This window comes from Aureimonas mangrovi (assembly GCF_014058705.1).
Lineage (GTDB): Bacteria > Pseudomonadota > Alphaproteobacteria > Rhizobiales > Rhizobiaceae > Aureimonas > Aureimonas mangrovi.
In genome coordinates, this window is the sequence record NZ_CP059692.1 from 3,053,877 (window position 1) to 3,068,393 (window position 14,517).

Annotated in this window: 19 protein-coding genes; 1 reads left to right on the forward strand and 18 read right to left on the reverse strand. The window is 67.7% G+C overall.

What is annotated here, in order from left to right:
• Positions 1-3: 3 nt before the first annotated feature.
• The 18 genes from fliF to motA all read right to left on the reverse strand — a co-directional run bounded on the left by fliF (position 4) and on the right by motA (position 13,535).
• Positions 4-1,671, reverse strand: a complete 1,668-nt coding sequence (gene fliF, locus H1343_RS14710; protein WP_185983594.1) for a flagellar basal-body MS-ring/collar protein FliF — start codon at positions 1,669-1,671, stop codon at positions 4-6.
• Positions 1,672-1,811: 140 nt separating this feature from the next.
• Positions 1,812-2,588, reverse strand: a complete 777-nt coding sequence (fliP, locus tag H1343_RS14715; protein WP_185983595.1) for a flagellar type III secretion system pore protein FliP — start codon at positions 2,586-2,588, stop codon at positions 1,812-1,814.
• Positions 2,585-3,103, reverse strand: coding sequence for a flagellar basal body-associated FliL family protein (locus tag H1343_RS14720; RefSeq protein WP_185983596.1), 519 nt, complete (start codon positions 3,101-3,103; stop codon positions 2,585-2,587). Before H1343_RS14720 ends, fliP begins: the two co-directional genes overlap by 4 nt.
• A 104-nt stretch (positions 3,104-3,207) precedes the next feature.
• Positions 3,208-3,921: a flagellar basal body L-ring protein FlgH gene (flgH, locus tag H1343_RS14725; RefSeq protein ID WP_246333126.1), complete on the reverse strand. Its 714-nt coding sequence runs from the start codon at positions 3,919-3,921 to the stop codon at positions 3,208-3,210.
• Positions 3,918-4,547 (reverse strand): MotE family protein, encoded by a 630-nt coding sequence (locus H1343_RS14730; protein ID WP_210270043.1) that lies wholly within the window; start codon positions 4,545-4,547, stop codon positions 3,918-3,920. Before H1343_RS14730 ends, flgH begins: the two co-directional genes overlap by 4 nt.
• Positions 4,544-5,746 (reverse strand): flagellar basal body P-ring protein FlgI, encoded by a 1,203-nt coding sequence (gene flgI, locus H1343_RS14735; RefSeq protein ID WP_185983598.1) that lies wholly within the window; start codon positions 5,744-5,746, stop codon positions 4,544-4,546. Before flgI ends, H1343_RS14730 begins: the two co-directional genes overlap by 4 nt.
• The gene (gene flgA / locus H1343_RS14740; RefSeq protein ID WP_185983599.1) at positions 5,746-6,240 is read right to left on the reverse strand and encodes a flagellar basal body P-ring formation chaperone FlgA; all 495 of its coding nucleotides are present in this window, start codon (positions 6,238-6,240) and stop codon (positions 5,746-5,748) included. The genes flgI and flgA overlap by 1 nt, the downstream gene beginning before the upstream one ends.
• A gap of 2 nt (positions 6,241-6,242) precedes the next feature.
• Positions 6,243-7,028 (reverse strand): flagellar basal-body rod protein FlgG, encoded by a 786-nt coding sequence (flgG, locus tag H1343_RS14745; RefSeq protein ID WP_185983600.1) that lies wholly within the window; start codon positions 7,026-7,028, stop codon positions 6,243-6,245.
• Positions 7,029-7,040: 12 nt separating this feature from the next.
• The gene (gene fliE / locus H1343_RS14750; protein ID WP_185983601.1) at positions 7,041-7,361 is read right to left on the reverse strand and encodes a flagellar hook-basal body complex protein FliE; all 321 of its coding nucleotides are present in this window, start codon (positions 7,359-7,361) and stop codon (positions 7,041-7,043) included.
• A 2-nt stretch (positions 7,362-7,363) separates the two neighbouring features.
• Positions 7,364-7,783, reverse strand: a complete 420-nt coding sequence (gene flgC, locus H1343_RS14755) for a flagellar basal body rod protein FlgC (RefSeq protein ID WP_425484596.1) — start codon at positions 7,781-7,783, stop codon at positions 7,364-7,366.
• A gap of 2 nt (positions 7,784-7,785) precedes the next feature.
• On the reverse strand, positions 7,786-8,166 hold the full coding sequence (gene flgB, locus H1343_RS14760) for a flagellar basal body rod protein FlgB (RefSeq protein ID WP_185983602.1): 381 nt from the start codon (positions 8,164-8,166) through the stop codon (positions 7,786-7,788).
• Positions 8,167-8,302: 136 nt separating this feature from the next.
• Positions 8,303-8,764: a hypothetical protein gene (locus H1343_RS14765; RefSeq protein ID WP_425484597.1), complete on the reverse strand. Its 462-nt coding sequence runs from the start codon at positions 8,762-8,764 to the stop codon at positions 8,303-8,305.
• An 80-nt stretch (positions 8,765-8,844) separates the two neighbouring features.
• Positions 8,845-9,933: a flagellar biosynthesis protein FlhB gene (gene flhB / locus H1343_RS14770; protein WP_185983603.1), complete on the reverse strand. Its 1,089-nt coding sequence runs from the start codon at positions 9,931-9,933 to the stop codon at positions 8,845-8,847.
• A 45-nt stretch (positions 9,934-9,978) separates the two neighbouring features.
• The gene (locus H1343_RS14775; protein WP_210270044.1) at positions 9,979-11,001 is read right to left on the reverse strand and encodes a FliG C-terminal domain-containing protein; all 1,023 of its coding nucleotides are present in this window, start codon (positions 10,999-11,001) and stop codon (positions 9,979-9,981) included.
• 4 nt (positions 11,002-11,005) lie between these two features.
• Positions 11,006-11,362, reverse strand: coding sequence for a flagellar motor switch protein FliN (gene fliN, locus H1343_RS14780; protein WP_185983605.1), 357 nt, complete (start codon positions 11,360-11,362; stop codon positions 11,006-11,008).
• Positions 11,363-11,427: 65 nt separating this feature from the next.
• Positions 11,428-11,739 carry a hypothetical protein gene (locus H1343_RS14785; protein WP_210270045.1) on the reverse strand — a complete coding sequence of 104 codons (312 nt, stop codon included), beginning with the start codon at positions 11,737-11,739 and terminating at the stop codon, positions 11,428-11,430.
• Positions 11,729-12,658, reverse strand: coding sequence for a FliM/FliN family flagellar motor switch protein (locus H1343_RS14790; protein WP_185983607.1), 930 nt, complete (start codon positions 12,656-12,658; stop codon positions 11,729-11,731). The genes H1343_RS14785 and H1343_RS14790 overlap by 11 nt, the downstream gene beginning before the upstream one ends.
• A 1-nt stretch (position 12,659) precedes the next feature.
• A complete protein-coding gene (gene motA / locus H1343_RS14795; protein WP_185983608.1) occupies positions 12,660-13,535 on the reverse strand; it encodes a flagellar motor stator protein MotA in 876 nt (291 codons plus the stop codon).
• Positions 13,536-13,771: 236 nt separating this feature from the next.
• Between motA and flgF the strand changes: the two genes are divergently transcribed.
• On the forward strand, positions 13,772-14,497 hold the full coding sequence (gene flgF / locus H1343_RS14800) for a flagellar basal-body rod protein FlgF (RefSeq protein ID WP_185983609.1): 726 nt from the start codon (positions 13,772-13,774) through the stop codon (positions 14,495-14,497).
• Positions 14,498-14,517: the final 20 nt, after the last annotated feature.

Consider the following 14,517-nt stretch of genomic DNA (forward strand, 5'->3'; position numbering starts at 1 on the left):
GCGCTACGCGGCCTCCTTCTGGTGGATCCACTGCTTCAGGATCGAGGCGGCCTGCACCTCGTCGAAGTCGATCAGACGCTCCAACCGCGCCTGCGGCGAGCGGGCCTGGCTGCGAGTAAGGTCCTCGAGGAGCTCGCTCTCGAAGGCCGAGGCGTCCGAGCTGTTCGCGGCCGCCATACCGCCCGTCTCACCGCGTGCGGCGGCGGTGGCGAGTTCGACAGGCTCGCTGCCGTCGGCCGCGGCGAGCGCCGTGCCGGCGCGCTCGGCCGTCAGCGCGCGTATGGCGGGCTTGAGGCCGAACCAGATCACCAGGACGGCGACGACGAGAACCGTCACTGCGTTGATGAGCGTGCCGGTCTGGCGTGCCATCGTCTCGAGAAGGCCGGCGGTCGGCACAGCCTCCATGTCCTGCCCGGCGCCCAGGAAGTCCACCGCCGTCACCTCGACGCGGTCGCCCCGCGCCTCGGAGATGCCGGCCGCCGAGCCGACAAGGGCCCGGATCTCGGTGAGCGCGGCCTCCATCTGCTCGGGCGTCGCGCCCTCGCCGATGCTTTCGGCGAGCCGCGCGCGGTTGACGACGACCGCGACCGAAAGGCGCTCGACGTCGTAGCCCTCGCTTGTCGTCTGGACGGTGGTCTCGTTGATCTCGTAGTTCGTCAGTTCCTCGCGGCGCTCGCTCGCCTCGGAGCTCTCCGAGCCCGTCGGGCCCGCCTCGCTCGCTGCCTGCGGCACGTTCTGGTCGACCGAAGTCGGCGTCTCCGCCTCGCGGTCGGTCGTCTGGCCGGTCTCGCGCACGGTGCGCACCGAGCGCTCGACGCGCGTGTCGGGGTCGAAGGTCCGCGCGCTCGTCAGGCGACGATCTGTGTTCAGCTTGGCCTGCACGCTCGACTGGAAATTGCCGATGCCGAGATAGGGTGCCAGCGTGCGGCGGATCGAGTCTTCCACCTGCCGCGAGACGACACCTTCCATGCCGAGTTGCTTGGAGGGCGCGGCCGACACGCCGTCATCGCCGGAGGCCAGAAGCGTGCCGTCGGTGGAGAGCACTGTCACTTGATCGACGGACAGGCCCGGGATGGCGGAGGCGACGAGGTGGCGGATCGCCTGCGCCGATGAAAAGGCAGCGACGTCATCCGTGCGGATGACGACCGAGGCGGACGGCGGCTGGCGTTCGCGGCGGAAGGAGCCCTCCTCCGGCAGAACGATGTGAACGCGCGCGGCGCGCACGTCGCGCAGGGTCTGCACCGTGCGGGCAATCTCGCCCTCCAGTGCGCGCACCCGCGTGACCTGCTGCATGAAGGAGGTCAGGCCCATCGAGCCGATCTGGTCGAAGAGCTCGTAGCCGGCATTGTCGGAGCGCGGCAGGCCGCGCTCGGCCAGCAGCATCCGCGCGCTCGACGTCTGCGAGAAGGAGGTCATCACCGTATCGCCTGCGGCGTTGACGTCGAAGGGGATGCCCGCCTCGGTCAGCGCCGCGCCGATGCGCGTCACGTCCTGCCGGTCGAGACCGGAATAGAGCGTCTCCATGTCCGGCTTCGACAGATAGTAGGCGCCGAGCGAGACGAGCGCGACGACCAGGATGCCGACGAGCGCCAGTCCGCCGAGGCGACGCGGGCCGAGGGCATTCAGATTGGACAGGAGTTTGCGGGCCTGAGCCCCATCGACCAGCGACATGTCGTTCCCGTTTTCGCACCGCAGCGTCTGCTCGGCCGCACCATGGGTGAGGAAGCTTGCGCGGAATTGGGGGTTGGATGTTCTTTAGAGAATAAATGAATGGCGTTGCTTGCGCGGCACCGCGCGTGCGGTGCCGTCGGTCAGAAGAACGAGCGCACCAGCGAGCCGGTCAGCATGTTCCAGCCGTCGATGAGGACGAAGAACAGGATCTTGAACGGCAGCGAGATGATCGTCGGCGGCAGCATCATCATGCCCATCGACATGGTGAGCGTCGCCACGATCAGGTCAATGACGAGAAAGGGCAGGACGATCAGGAAACCGATCTCGAAGCCGCGGCGCAGTTCCGAGATCATGAAGGCGGGGATGAGGACGCGTAGGTCCACGTCGTCGGTGGTGGTTTCACCCGTCTGCGTCTCCTCAACCGGCGCTTCTCCGAGGGAGCCCGCGGCGATGTCGGCGAAGAGCGCCAGATCCTGCGGGCGCACCTGGCTGAGCATGAAGTCCGCGAAGGGATCGGAGATGCGCTCGAAGGCTTCCTGTTCGGTGATCTCGTTGGCCAGCAGCGGCTGCAGGCCGTCGCGCCAGGCCTGATCGAAGGTCGGCGCCATCACGAAGAATGTGATGAAGAGTGACAGCGAGATCAGGATCAGGTTGGCCGGCGTCGACTGGAGGCCGAGGCCCGTGCGCAGGATCGACAGCGCGATGACGACGCGCGTGAAGCTCGTGACCATCACCAGAAGGCCCGGCGCGATCGACAGGATGGTGACGATGCCGAAGAGCTGAATGATGCGCCCCGACACGGCCGCATCACCGGCCGGGATCAGGCCCGACAGGTCTGCGAGCGCCCCGCCCGCTTCCTGCGCGGAGGCGGGACCGACGACGAGAAGCGCCGCCAGGAGCCAGAGCGCCCGGATCATTGGGCGATGAGGGAGTGGATGACGTAGTCGGCCACCGCGGGCGAACGCAGCATGGCGCGTTCGCGCAGGTCCTCGCGCAGATGCAGGAGGCCGCGCGATCCCTCGATCTGGGCGAGGTCCAGCGAGCGCGCGAAGGCCAGCGTGTCGGCGCCCACCTGTGCGGCGAGGAGGGTGGTGTCGCCGGCCTGTTCTGCGCGCACGACGAGGCTCGCCTCGACGCGCAGGATGGCTGAAGGGGGCGATGCGATGTTGGTGATGACGGGCGCCAGCGTGACGAGCGTGAGCGGCGCGCTTTCGGAGGCGTAGGCGGCCGGGTTTTCCGTGCCCGGGACCTCAACGGTCTCGGGCGCCGGCGGCGCATCATTGGCGAGAAGGAGGCCCGTGCCGCCACCCGCCGCGAGAGCGAGCAGGGTGGAGAGCACAACCGCGGTGATCGTCGCGCCCCTGCCGGGCGTCTTGCCCTTGCCGGCCTCTGCGGCCGGCGGATCGAGCGCCAAGGCGGCAGGATCGGCCATCGTTCACCCCGTGCGTCTTTCGAGAAAGCACCCGCCGATCGGCGATGCTTAACGAGGACTTAAGGGGGGTGGCTGACGCGAGCCTTATCGGCTCGCGTGCGGCGTCAATATGGCAGAACGTTGTCGAGCGCCTGCTGGCCCCAACCAGGCTGCTGCACTTCCGACAGGCGGCCGCGTCCACCGTAGGAAATCCGGGCCTCGGCGATCTTGTCGTAGGGGATCGTGTTGTTCGGCAGGATATCGCCCGGTCGGATGAAGCCGGCGATGTTCAGGACGCGCAGCTCGTAGTTGACGCGCACCTCCTGCTGACCGGCGATGAAAAGGTTGCCGTTCGGCAGGACCTGCGTGACCACCGCGGCGATCGACAGGTTGATGCGCTCTGAGCGCCGGATCGAGCCGCGCCCCTCGCTGTCAGTGCCGTTCGACAGGCCGATCGTCCCGCCCACCGTGCCGAGGGACGTGCCGGAGATGGCGCCGCCGAGATCGAGGCCGACATCAACGCCGGAATCGCGCTCGCGGCGAGTGTTGTTGTTGAGCTGGGCCTGATCGCTGATCTCGATCGAGACCGTGACGATGTCACCGATCTTGAGGGCGCGCGTATCACGGAAGAAGTCCGCGTTGCGGTCCGTCCAGAGCGAGTTGGTCGTGCGAGGCACGTCAGCCGGAAAGGCCGCCGGCTGCACGATCGGCGTGTTGTGATAGATGCCCGTGCCCACCGGCGACATGGCCGGCTCGGCGCGGAAATCGTCACGCGTCGTCATGCAGCCCGAGAGCGAGAGCATGGCGAGAAGGCCGGCGCCGGCGCGAAGGGCGGTCACGAGCGAACCTCCGTTCCAGCGGAAGCCTGGAGGTCGGAACCGCGATCGGTGCGCGTGACGATGACGCCCGCGATCTCGGCGGCCACAGGCGCCGGCATCTCGGTGAGGATGGCGCTCGCCTGGCGCGACTTCAGGCGCGCGATGATGGCGGCCGCCGCCTCGCGATCGAGGCCGGCAAGCTGTGCGGCCGCCGCGTCGGGCCGCATCGAGGCGTAGATGTCCAGCATGATCGCGGAGGTGGAATCGAGGAAGGCCTGGCGCTTCTCCAGCCATTCCTCGTATTCGGCCCGCTTGGCTTCCAGTTCGTCGATGCGCGCGTCGATCTCGACCTCCAGCGCCTGCAGGCGCTCCGTCTGCAGGGCGGCGCGCGCGTCTCGTGCAGGGTCGGCGATCGCCACGCAGTAGCGTTCGACATCACTGAGGACGGGTGCGGCCACCGTTTCCTCGCGCCCGTCCGAGCCGATGACGCGCACCGTGCTTGTGTTCTGGGGCGTGGCGCCCTCGCGGCGCGTTCCGTCCGGCCCGAGGACGCGGATCGGCTCGCCGCCGCCCTGCGCGGCCACCGGGCCGGCGAAGGGAGCGAGCGCCGCGCAGGCGAGAATGAGGAGGCGAAGGGTCTTCATCATTGCACCACGAGGTCGGCCTGAAGGGCGCCGGAGGTCTTGATCGCCTGGAGGATGGCGATGATGCCGGTCGGGCGGAGCCCGAGACGGTTGAGGCCGCGAACGACCGAATCCAGATTGGCGCCCTCGACATAGGCGAGCTGACCGCCCTCCTGCTGGGCGTCAACCACCGTATCGGCCGTCAGGACCGTCTCGCCGTCCGAGAAAGGCGCGGGCTGCGAAATCACCGGAACGTCGGTGATGCGCACTGTCAGCGAGCCATGCGTCACCGCGACGGTGGAGATCTGCACTTCTTTGCCGATGACGATCGTGCCGGTGCGCTCGTCGATCACCACACGCGCCGGCTGGTCGGGCTCGACGGTGATATCGCCGATCTCGGCGAGGAAACGCGTGGAGGAGAAGTCTGAGGGGCGCGTGAGGGTGATGGTGCGGATGTCCTGCTCGCGTGCGACGACGCGCCCGTAACGGTTCCTGGCGAAGGCGTTGATCGCGTCCACGACGCGGATCGTCGTGCGGTAGTCGGGGTTGCGCATCTCCATCGTGATCGTCGCCGTCTCGATGGCGGGGCGCGGCACCTCGCGCTCGATCAGCGCGCCGTTGGCGATGCGCCCGGCGGTCGGCACGCCCTGCGTCAGCGTCTCGTTCGCGCCCTCGCCCGTGAAGCCAGAGACGGCGAGCGGCCCCTGCGCGACGGCGTAGATCTCGCCGTCCGGGCCATAAAGGGGTGTCATGATCAGCGTGCCGCCCATCAGCGAGGCGGCATCGCCCAGCGACGAGACCGAGACATCGATGCGCGAGCCGTTGCCGACGAAGGCGGGAAGCTCGGCGGTGACGACGACCGCCGCGACGTTGCGCGTGCGCGGGTTGGCAGAGCGCACGTTGACGCCCATGCGGTCGAGCATCGACTGGAGCGACTGCTCGGTGAAGGGCGAGTTGCGCAGGCTGTCACCGGTGCCGGACAGACCGATCACGAGGCCGTAGCCGACGAGCTGGTTCTCCCGGACGCCCTTGATGGTGGTGATGTCCTTGATGCGAACCCCGGCCAGGCGGCGCGCCTCGGGCGAGCGGTTCAGATGGGTGAAATGCTCGTTGGCGCCGATGCCGATCTGGCCGGCGGGTGCGGCGAAATCGGCCGCACGCGCGGCCTCGCCGAGGACGAGGACCAGCGCGAGGGCGAGAAGCGGAAGGGCGCGCTTACGCATCAGTCGACGATCTCGATCGTGCCGTCGCGCGAGACGAGGCCGGAGATGGTGACGCCCGAATCCACGTTGCGCACCCGCACCATGTCGCCCTCGCCCGCCGAGGCGAGCGGCAGGCCGACGGCCGAGATCATCAGGCCGGGCTCGCGGTAGACGATGTTGGTGGGAACGCCCGCGCGCACGATGTCGGGCGACTTCAGGTCGGAGAGCATGATCGGCTTGCCGGGCAGGAGCGTGCGGCGCGCGATCTTGTCGCGCAGCATGCCACGCTCTACCACGTAGGAGGAAAGGCTGGCGCCGGGCACCGAGAAGCGCGCGTCGATGACGCCACGATCGAGGATGCTCTGGCCGGGATAGACGACCGCAGTCGGCACCGGCAGGTCGATCTCGGCCGAAAACGCCCGGACCGGAACGGCGAGCAGGAACAGCGAGAAGAGAAGGACGGCCGCGCCGTAGAGCGCGGCCAGAAGCCTCTCGCGCGTGGCGCGGGCGCTCATGGTCAGCGGATCCCCTTGGAGACGGTTCCGGCCATCTCGTCGGCCGCCTGGATGACCTTGGAGTTCATCTCGTAGGCGCGCTGGGCCGAGATCAGTTCGGAGATCTCGCGCACCGGATCGACGTTGGAATCCTCCAGATAGCCCTGGCGCAGCGTGCCGTAGCTCGGATCGCCCGGAACGCCCGCCACCGGCGCACCCGAAGCGAGCGTCTCGCGGAAGAGTCCGCCGCCCTGCGCCGAAAGGCCCGGTTCGTTGGCGAAGTTGACGAGCGTGAGCTGTCCGAGCTCCTGGTCCTCCTGTCCGTCGAGGCGAGCGAAGACCTGACCGGATTCGTTGATGATGACCTCGATCGCTTCGATCGGCACGTTGATCGCGGGGTCGACCTGGAAGCCGTCGAGCGTGACGAGCTGGCCCTCGTCGTTCTTGTTGAAGGCGCCGTTGCGCGTGTAGAGGGTCTCGCCGCCCGGTCCCTCGATCTGGAACCAGCCCTTGCCGTTGATGGCGACGTCGAGCTGGTTGCCGGTCTGGTCCAGCGCGCCCTGCAGGTGGACGTTGCGCACGGCCGCCGTGCGCACGCCGAGACCGATCTGTGCGCCCTCCGGAACGACGTTCTCGCCGCCGCGGGCGGGCACGCCCTGCATGCGCTCGATCTGGTAGAGAAGGTCGGTGAACTCGGCGCGGGCACGCTTGAAGCCCGTCGTGTTGATGTTCGCGATGTTGTTGGCGATCACCTCCACGTTGGTCTGCTGCGCGTTCATGCCGGTCGCGGCAATGGCAAGGGCTCGCATCTTCGTCGTTCCTCAGATCGCCATGCGGGACAGTTCGAGATAGGCGGAGACCACCTTGTCGCGGACGGCGACGGCGGTCTGGAGCGTGCGCTCCGCGTTCATCACGGCCTCGACGACGGCCTGCGTGGAGGCGCTGCCCTGCACGCCCTGGATCGAGACCTGCTCGGCCGCCTTCAGGCCGTTCACCGCGTCGGCCGCGACCTGCGACATGACCGAGGAGAAGTCCGCGCCCGCTCCGGCGGCCGCACCCGGCAGGGTCGCCGACGGGAAGGCGGCACCGCCGACGGGGGTGATATCGAAGCGCGGCAGGGTTGAGCCGATGGCGGGGATCATCGTCAGGTCCTCATCAGGTCGATGGTGAGATTGATCAGCTCGCGCGCCTGACGCACGACCTGGAGGTTCGCCTCGTAGGAGCGGTTGGCCTCGCGCATGTCGGCCATCTCCACGAGCATGTTGACGTTCGGCAGCTTCACGTAGCCGTTCTCGTCGGCGGCCGGGTTGCCGGGGTCGTGTTCGAGGCGGAAATCCGAGCGGTCGACGCCGATCCTGGAGACCTCGACGAGGCTCGCGCCGCTCATGCGGTCGAGCTCGCCCTCGAAGGTCACGATCTGGCGGCGATAGGGGTTGGCGCCGGGCGTCTGGCCGGTGGAGCGCGCGTTGGCGACGTTCTCGGACACGACGCGAAGGCGCGTGGACTGCGCTTCCAACGCGGATGCGGCGATCTTCAGCGTGGAGGCAATGGGATCGATCGACATCGTCAGCCCCTCAGCGTCGACATGAACATGCGGTGGAAGGCCTTGGTGATGGAGGTGTTCAGCGAGTATTCGCCCGCCACGCGTCCGGCCTTCATCATCTCCTGCTCGAGGCTCACAGTGTTGCCGGAGTGCGTGACGTCCCAGCGCTCGGCAGAGACCTCCTCGACCGCGCCCGCGCGCCCGCTTCCGCCGGCCATGTGCAGACGGTCGGTGCCGGCCATCTCGAGGCGGGTCGTTTCGAGGACTTCGGAGAAGGGCTTCACGTCGCGGGCGCGAAAGCCCGGCGTGTCCGCGTTGGCGACGTTCTCGGCGATGACGCTCTGACGCGTCGCGAGAAATTCCGCGTGTCGCGCGGTCAGGCCGAAGAGATAGACCTCACTCATCGGCATGTCCCCTCGCCGCAATCGTGGTTAACCGATGTCTAAGGCGGGGCACTTGCGTCAAGCTTGCAGGATGAAGTCTATCCTGCAGATGATTGTCGGCTGTTAAGTTTTCTTCAAGTAATTCATTAACGGAAGATTAATGCGCATCAGCCGGCGGCATCGCAGGCTGGAGACGCGCGGCGGCGATGGCGGCGGCGAGGCGCTGCGTGTTGACCTCGGGATCGTCGTCCGGATCGTCGAAGGCGAGGTAGGTGATGGTGACGCGCGCGAGCGTCGCGGTGAGGCCGAGGCGGAAATGCGCACTCACCCCTTGCGAGCGGAATTCCATGTCGAGGTCGATCTCGGGTGCAGATCCCCACAGAAGCTTCACGTCGCCACCCTGCCCGAAGCGAAGCGTGCCAGGCGCCAGATACAGCTGCGCGGCGCTCTCGACGAGATCGGCGATGTTGCCGAGAAGATCGAGGCGAAGGAAGGCGACGTAATCGACGACGTCGACGAGGCGCAACTCGGCCGCAACCTCCTTCACCGCTCCGGCGAGAAGCCGCTCGCGCGCCACGGCATGCTTGTTACGGATGTCGAGCATGGCATGATAACCCATGTGGCGCTTCTCTGTCGTCTCGTTGAATTTACGGATACGGCGAACCGGCCCGGCATGAAATCGTCTTCGCGTCGCGAAGATCAGGCGACGCCGACGTCGACCCGCGCCCCCTCTCGCGCGTGCAGATAGTAGATGAGTTCGGCCACCGCCTTGAAGAATTGCGGGGGGATCATCTGGTCGACATCCACATGGTCGTACATCGACCTTGCCAAGAGCTTGTCTTCGATCACGGGAATATCATTCGCTTCGGCGACCTCGCGAATCTTGAGCGCGACCAGATCGACGCCCTTGGCCACGACCAGCGGCGCGCCGCCCTCCTCGCGCACATAGCGAAGCGCAATGGCGTAGTGCGTCGGATTGGCGATCACGAGCGTCGCCTTCGGCACCGACGCCATCATGCGTTTGCGCGAGCGGTCACGCGCGATCTGGCGCTGGCGCGCCTTGACCATCGGATCGCCCTCGGCCTGCTTGTGCTCGTCCTTGATCTCCTGCTTCGTCATGCGCAGGTCGCGCCGCCAGTGAACCCGCGAGAACATGAGGTCGGCCGCCACGAGCACGATCGTGGCGATCGACACCGCCGACAGGAGCTGCATGGACATCGTCAGGATCGTCTCGGGCAATTGCGCGGGATCGGTGAACATCGTGCCGACCGCCGCTTCCAGGTCGTTGACGAGGAACATCATGACGATCACGGAGATCGCGCCGAACTTGAACACGGACTTGCCGAACTCGGTGAAGCCGCGCGCGCCGAACATGCGCGTCCAGCCCTGGGCCGGCGAGACATTCGACCATTTCGGCCGGATGCGCTCGGCGTTGATCTGCGGTGCGTTCTGAAGCACCGAGGACAGGATGCCCGCGAGGATGAAGAGCGCGGCGGCCGGGGCGATGAACCACGCCATCTCCAGCCCGGCGACGTGCATCAGATGCAGCGCGTCGCGCCCGGTCGCGAGGTCCCACTGGGCCGGATTCTCGAAGACGGCCTGAAGGCCCTGGCCAAGCCGCTCCCCGCCGCGCTGGAGCTGAAACGTCAGGAAGGCCATCGCCGCGAGCAGCGAACCGAGGATCGGCGCCTCGCGCGAGACCGGCAGGTTGCCCTTCTCGACGCTGTCGCGGATCTTCTTCTCGGTCGGCTCCTCTGTCTTGGAGCTCTTGTCAGCCGTGTCCGACACGCCCGTCCGGCCTCATCGAGAGGGATGGGTGGGCGCCCCCGTGCATCAGGCAGCGTCCGGCAGTGCGATGCGGCCTTCGCCGGCAAGCCGCAGCGCGAGGGCGGCGATGGCACGCCGGGCCGAAACGACGGCCGTCGCGTCGAGTTCTCGCGGCTGAGCAAGCTCGGCCTCCACCATGCGACGGGCGCGCGCGGCGAGCGAAGACAGGACCGCTTCGCGCAATTCGCCCTCCGCACCCGCGAGCGCTGTGGTGACGAGGTCGGCCGACACGTCGTCGAAAAGGACGAGGCGCGAGCGGGCGCTGAGCGCCACGATGTCCTCGAAGGAGAACAGGAGCCGGCGCACCACTTCTGCTTCTTCCGGTTTGGTCTCGGCGATGGTGGCAAGAAGCTCGTCAGCCTCGCGCTTGTCCATCCGGTTGACGATCTCGGCGAGGCCGACATGGCGGGCGCTGCGGCTCGCCCGCTCGCGATCTGACAGAAGAACCTCGCGCATCGTCGTCTCGACCAGCGCCTCGATGGCCGGCTGGAGCGGCTTGACGAGCAGCATGCGGCGCAGGACGTCGTTGCGCAGCGGCGCCTCGAAGCCGGCGGCGACGAGCGCGGCGGACTCGGCCGGGAGCTTCGTCAGCACCAGCGCGACGAATTGCGGGTGTTCCATGGCGAGCGAGGCGCGCATTGCCTCGGCGCCCGTCTGCACAAAGGCTTCCCATACGGAAAGCGCGGGGTCGACGGCGGGACCTTCCTCGTCCTGGAGGACGGCCGTCAGTTCCTCGCTTGTCAGCGAAACCTCGAGCAGCTTGCGCATCTCGCGGTCGAGCGCGGTGATGCCCGGGCCGGACTTGAAGGCCTCCTGAAACTCGGAGACGAGTTCGTCGAGTTCGAGCGGCGAGACCGGCGTCTGCCCGGCCGCGCTGCGTCGCAGCGCCCGAATCTCTTCGGGCGAAAGGTGCTTCAGGAGGCGCCCGGCGCCGGCCGGCCCCATTGCCAGCAGCAGCACCGCCGCGCGTGCGGGCCCGGCCAGGCGCGCCGGCGACATGCCCCGTTCGTCGTAGGCCGCGACGCTCATGGCCTCAGGCGGCCGAAGCGCGGGTGCGGGCTGGGCGGGTGCCCGGCGAGACGATCTCGGTGAGGGTGATGCCGAAGCGGGTGTCCTCGTTCTCGAGCACCACCACCTCGCCACGCGCCACGACGCGGCCGTTCACCATCAGGTCCACCGGATCGCCGACATTGGTGTCGAGCTTGACGACCGCCCCGCGGCCGAGCTTGACGAGGTTGGCGACCGGCATCACCGCCGTTCCCAGCACCACCTGCATGGTGACGGGAATGTCCATGATGAGATCGAGGTTTGGCTTGCCGTCCGAGACGGTTTCGACGGCTTCGGCGTCGATCGTGTAGGGCGCGTCGGCCTGGGTCTGGTCGTCGGTCATTTCGGGCTTTCCCTTGCAAGGGATGGATCGGGGCAAAGGGTCGGGAGGACAGCCTCTGTCGCTGCTCAGGCGGCGGAGCGTTCCTCGTGTTCGACGAGCGCGAAGCGCAGATCGGCCGCGCGGATGGCGTGGTCGAGCCGGTCGGCCTGGCGGCGCGCCTCGATGGTTCGCTCCTCCAGCGCGCAGATCGTAGCGAGGCCGTCGCTCTTCAGCGTCACCACCGCGAGCGCGGCCTTGTTGATGGCGCTGTCGGCGGAGGCGAGCGTCTGACGGAAGACGGAGTTCTCGCCGCGCAGCTTGCGCAGTTCTCGGTACATCACGCCGGTGCGCCAGCTCGTGAAGACGAGCGCCGCCACGAGAACGACGTCAGTCAGCAAGGATATCATCGATGAACTCCTCGGTCGGGTCGATCGTCTCTTCGATACGCACGAGATAGGCCTCGCGGCCTCGGCCCATGCGGCCGCGGAACAGGCGCCGGTCCTCGCATTCGACGGTGATGAGACCGTCGACGCGCGTGCCGAGCACGATGGTCTGGCCGACGGCGAGGCCGGCGATGCCGCCGAGCGTCATCGGCTTCTCGTCGAGAAGGGCGGTGAGTTGCATGTCGGCGTGCTGCAGGCGCTCCTCGATCTCGCGCGCCCAGTCGGGGTCGATGGCGGGCGCGGCGGCCTCCGGCAGGCGGTCGAGCTTGCGGCGATGGAGCGCGACGACGCTCTCGGGCAGCGCCACCCGCAGGCGGCTTTCGGCGCGGCCGAGCGAGAAGCGGAAATCGAGCTGGATGTAGTCCACAGGCTCGTCCGCGAAGATTTCAGTGAGGCGAGCGCCGGCCTCGTGCGAGAAGGTGCGTTCGCAGGCGAGTGCCACGTCCATCACGGGGGCGAGGGCGGCATTGCCGAGCGACAATGTCTTTTCGACCACGAGCTTGCAGAAGCGGAGGTCCATCTCGCTCGCGCGCCGGCCGGCGGGACGCCGGGCCGTACCGTCGCCGCCGAACAGGAGCTCGGGCACGAGATCGGCGAAGCGATCGTCGGCAAGGACGAGGGCGGGGTGCGGCCATCCGGACGAAGGGGCAAGGACCGCGATCGTGGCCGGCTCGGCCGTTCCGGAGCCGATCCGCAGAGCCGACGCACCGGCGAACTCGACATGGCCCTCGCTGGAGAAGTCGTGCGCCAGCCAGTCCCTGAGGCCTTCGGCCCACGCGGTGGCGATCGCCTTGAGGCGCGGTAGCCGCTCGGCTTCGACCCGCGAAGCGGAGCGCAGCTTGGCGCCCAGATTGTGATCGGCCGTGAGCGTCATCTCAGGCCGCCTGCGCGGCCGGCGCCGGCGCACCGAGCGTCTCGCTCTCGACCTGGTCGATCGTGGGCCTGTCGTAGGCTGAGATGGTCTTGCGCCCGTACTCCAGCGCGACCTGCGGCATCGCGCCGTTCATGTAGGCGATCAGCGTCTGCTTCACGATGACGTACATGCGCACCTTCTTCTCGCGCACGCTCTTCACCTTGGCCGCGATCGGGCCGACGACGGCGTAGGAGAAGAAGATGCCCGCGAAGGTGCCGACGAGGGCGGCGCCGATCAGGTGGCCCAGAATTTCCGGGCTCTGGTCGAGCGCGCCCATCGCCTTGATGACGCCGAGGACGGCGGCGACGATGCCGAGCGCGGGCAGGCCGTCGGCCATGTCCTGCAGCGCGTGCTTGGGCTTCATCGTGTCGCGCGAGATCGTCTGGATCTCCTCGTCCATCAGGCTTTCGATCTCGTGCGGGCGCACATTGCCGATGATGATGAGGCGGCAGTAGTCGCACACGAAGTGCGTCATCGCTTTGTCCTTGAGGATGGCGGGAAATGCCATGAAGATCGGCGAGGTTTCCGGGCTCTCGATATGCGCCTCGACCTCCGAGCGCGGCTTGCCGCGCATCTCGCGCATCAGCGAGTGGAGAAGGCTCAGGAGATCGAGATAGTCGCGCTGCTTGGGAACGGCGTTCTTGAACGCCTCCATTACCGCCTTGCCCGTATCCTTCACGACCTTCATCGAGTTGGCGACGAAGAAGGTGCCGATCGAGGAGCCGAGGATGATGACGTACTCGAAGGGCTGGACGAGGACGCCGATATGGCCGCCCATCGCCATGAAGCCGCCCAAAAGGCAGGCCAGCGTCACGACCAGACCGAGAATGATGCCCATCGACCCCTGAATCCTTTCGCGCCGAACGCTTTCGGAGGTACGCGGGACGACTTGCGCGAGCCTGTCGGGCGCTGGCATGGTTCCAGGCATACCGTTTCGACCGCAAATACGGCCGCGGCCAGTAGGAAGCCGGCCTTCTGACAGGCTCGGACAAGGCCGCTCGCCGATGCTGGGGCGAAGAGGCCGACGGCATTCGCCGCGCGCTTCGATCCGCCCTTTCATCAGGACCGGCCTTCATGCAGACCTCGATTCCCGTCGCCCTCTCGGCGCAGATCGCGACCGAGAAGCGTCTCGACACGATCGCCCACAATCTCGCCAACCTGCGCACGGCAGGCTTCCGCGCCGAGGAGGTGAAGTTCGAGACGGTCTTGTCGACGACCGAGCGCAGCCGCGTTGCCTTCGTCTCCAGCGGAGATCGTTATCTCTCGACGAGGGCCGGCGAACTCACGGCAACGGGCAACGATCTCGACATCGCCGTCTCGGGCGACGGGTGGCTTGCCTTTCAGGGGCCGAACGGCCCGGTCTACACGCGCGACGGGCGCATGATGATGGGCATCGAGGGCGACCTCACCACCCTCACCGGCCGTCCGATCCTCGATGTGGGCGGCGCGCCGCTGCAGCTCGACCCGGCGGGCGGGCCGATCGAGATCGCACGCGACGGCATGATCATGCAGAACGGCGCTCAGGTGGGAGCCGTCGGCCTCTTCCAGATGCAGCCGGAGACGCAGCTCACGCGCTTCGACACCTCCGGCGTCCTGCCGGACAAACAGCCTGTGCCGGTGGTGGAGTTCGGCGAGACGGGCGTCGTCCAGCGCTTCGTGGAAGGCTCCAACGTCAACCCAATCCTGGAGATCACGCGCCTCATCGAGGTGCAGCGCGCCTTCGAGCAGGCCGCGAGCCTGACACAGGCCTCCGAACGCGCGCTCGATAGCGCGATCGCCGCGCTCGGCGGCGGGCGGTGACGCAGGCAAAGGCCACCTGC

Excerpts from the sequence above, each read along its gene's own strand:
- fliF (WP_185983594.1), bottom strand. The coding sequence starts at position 1,671 with ATGTCGCTGGTCGATGGGGCTCAGGCCCGCAAACTCCTGTCCAATCTG.
- fliP (WP_185983595.1), bottom strand. The coding sequence starts at position 2,588 with ATGATCCGGGCGCTCTGGCTCCTGGCGGCGCTTCTCGTCGTCGGTCCC.
- H1343_RS14720 (WP_185983596.1), bottom strand. The coding sequence starts at position 3,103 with ATGGCCGATCCTGCCGCCTTGGCGCTCGATCCGCCGGCCGCAGAGGCC.
- H1343_RS14730 (WP_210270043.1), bottom strand. The coding sequence starts at position 4,547 with ATGATGAAGACCCTTCGCCTCCTCATTCTCGCCTGCGCGGCGCTCGCT.
- flgI (WP_185983598.1), bottom strand. The coding sequence starts at position 5,746 with ATGCGTAAGCGCGCCCTTCCGCTTCTCGCCCTCGCGCTGGTCCTCGTC.
- flgA (WP_185983599.1), bottom strand. The coding sequence starts at position 6,240 with ATGAGCGCCCGCGCCACGCGCGAGAGGCTTCTGGCCGCGCTCTACGGC.
- flgG (WP_185983600.1), bottom strand. The coding sequence starts at position 7,028 with ATGCGAGCCCTTGCCATTGCCGCGACCGGCATGAACGCGCAGCAGACC.
- fliE (WP_185983601.1), bottom strand. The coding sequence starts at position 7,361 with ATGATCCCCGCCATCGGCTCAACCCTGCCGCGCTTCGATATCACCCCC.
- flgC (WP_425484596.1), bottom strand. The coding sequence starts at position 7,783 with ATGTCGATCGATCCCATTGCCTCCACGCTGAAGATCGCCGCATCCGCG.
- flgB (WP_185983602.1), bottom strand. The coding sequence starts at position 8,166 with ATGAGTGAGGTCTATCTCTTCGGCCTGACCGCGCGACACGCGGAATTT.
- H1343_RS14765 (WP_425484597.1), bottom strand. The coding sequence starts at position 8,764 with ATGGGTTATCATGCCATGCTCGACATCCGTAACAAGCATGCCGTGGCG.
- H1343_RS14775 (WP_210270044.1), bottom strand. The coding sequence starts at position 11,001 with ATGAGCGTCGCGGCCTACGACGAACGGGGCATGTCGCCGGCGCGCCTG.
- fliN (WP_185983605.1), bottom strand. The coding sequence starts at position 11,362 with ATGACCGACGACCAGACCCAGGCCGACGCGCCCTACACGATCGACGCC.
- H1343_RS14790 (WP_185983607.1), bottom strand. The coding sequence starts at position 12,658 with ATGACGCTCACGGCCGATCACAATCTGGGCGCCAAGCTGCGCTCCGCT.
- motA (WP_185983608.1), bottom strand. The coding sequence starts at position 13,535 with ATGGGCATCATTCTCGGTCTGGTCGTGACGCTGGCCTGCCTTTTGGGC.
- flgF (WP_185983609.1), top strand. The coding sequence starts at position 13,772 with ATGCAGACCTCGATTCCCGTCGCCCTCTCGGCGCAGATCGCGACCGAG.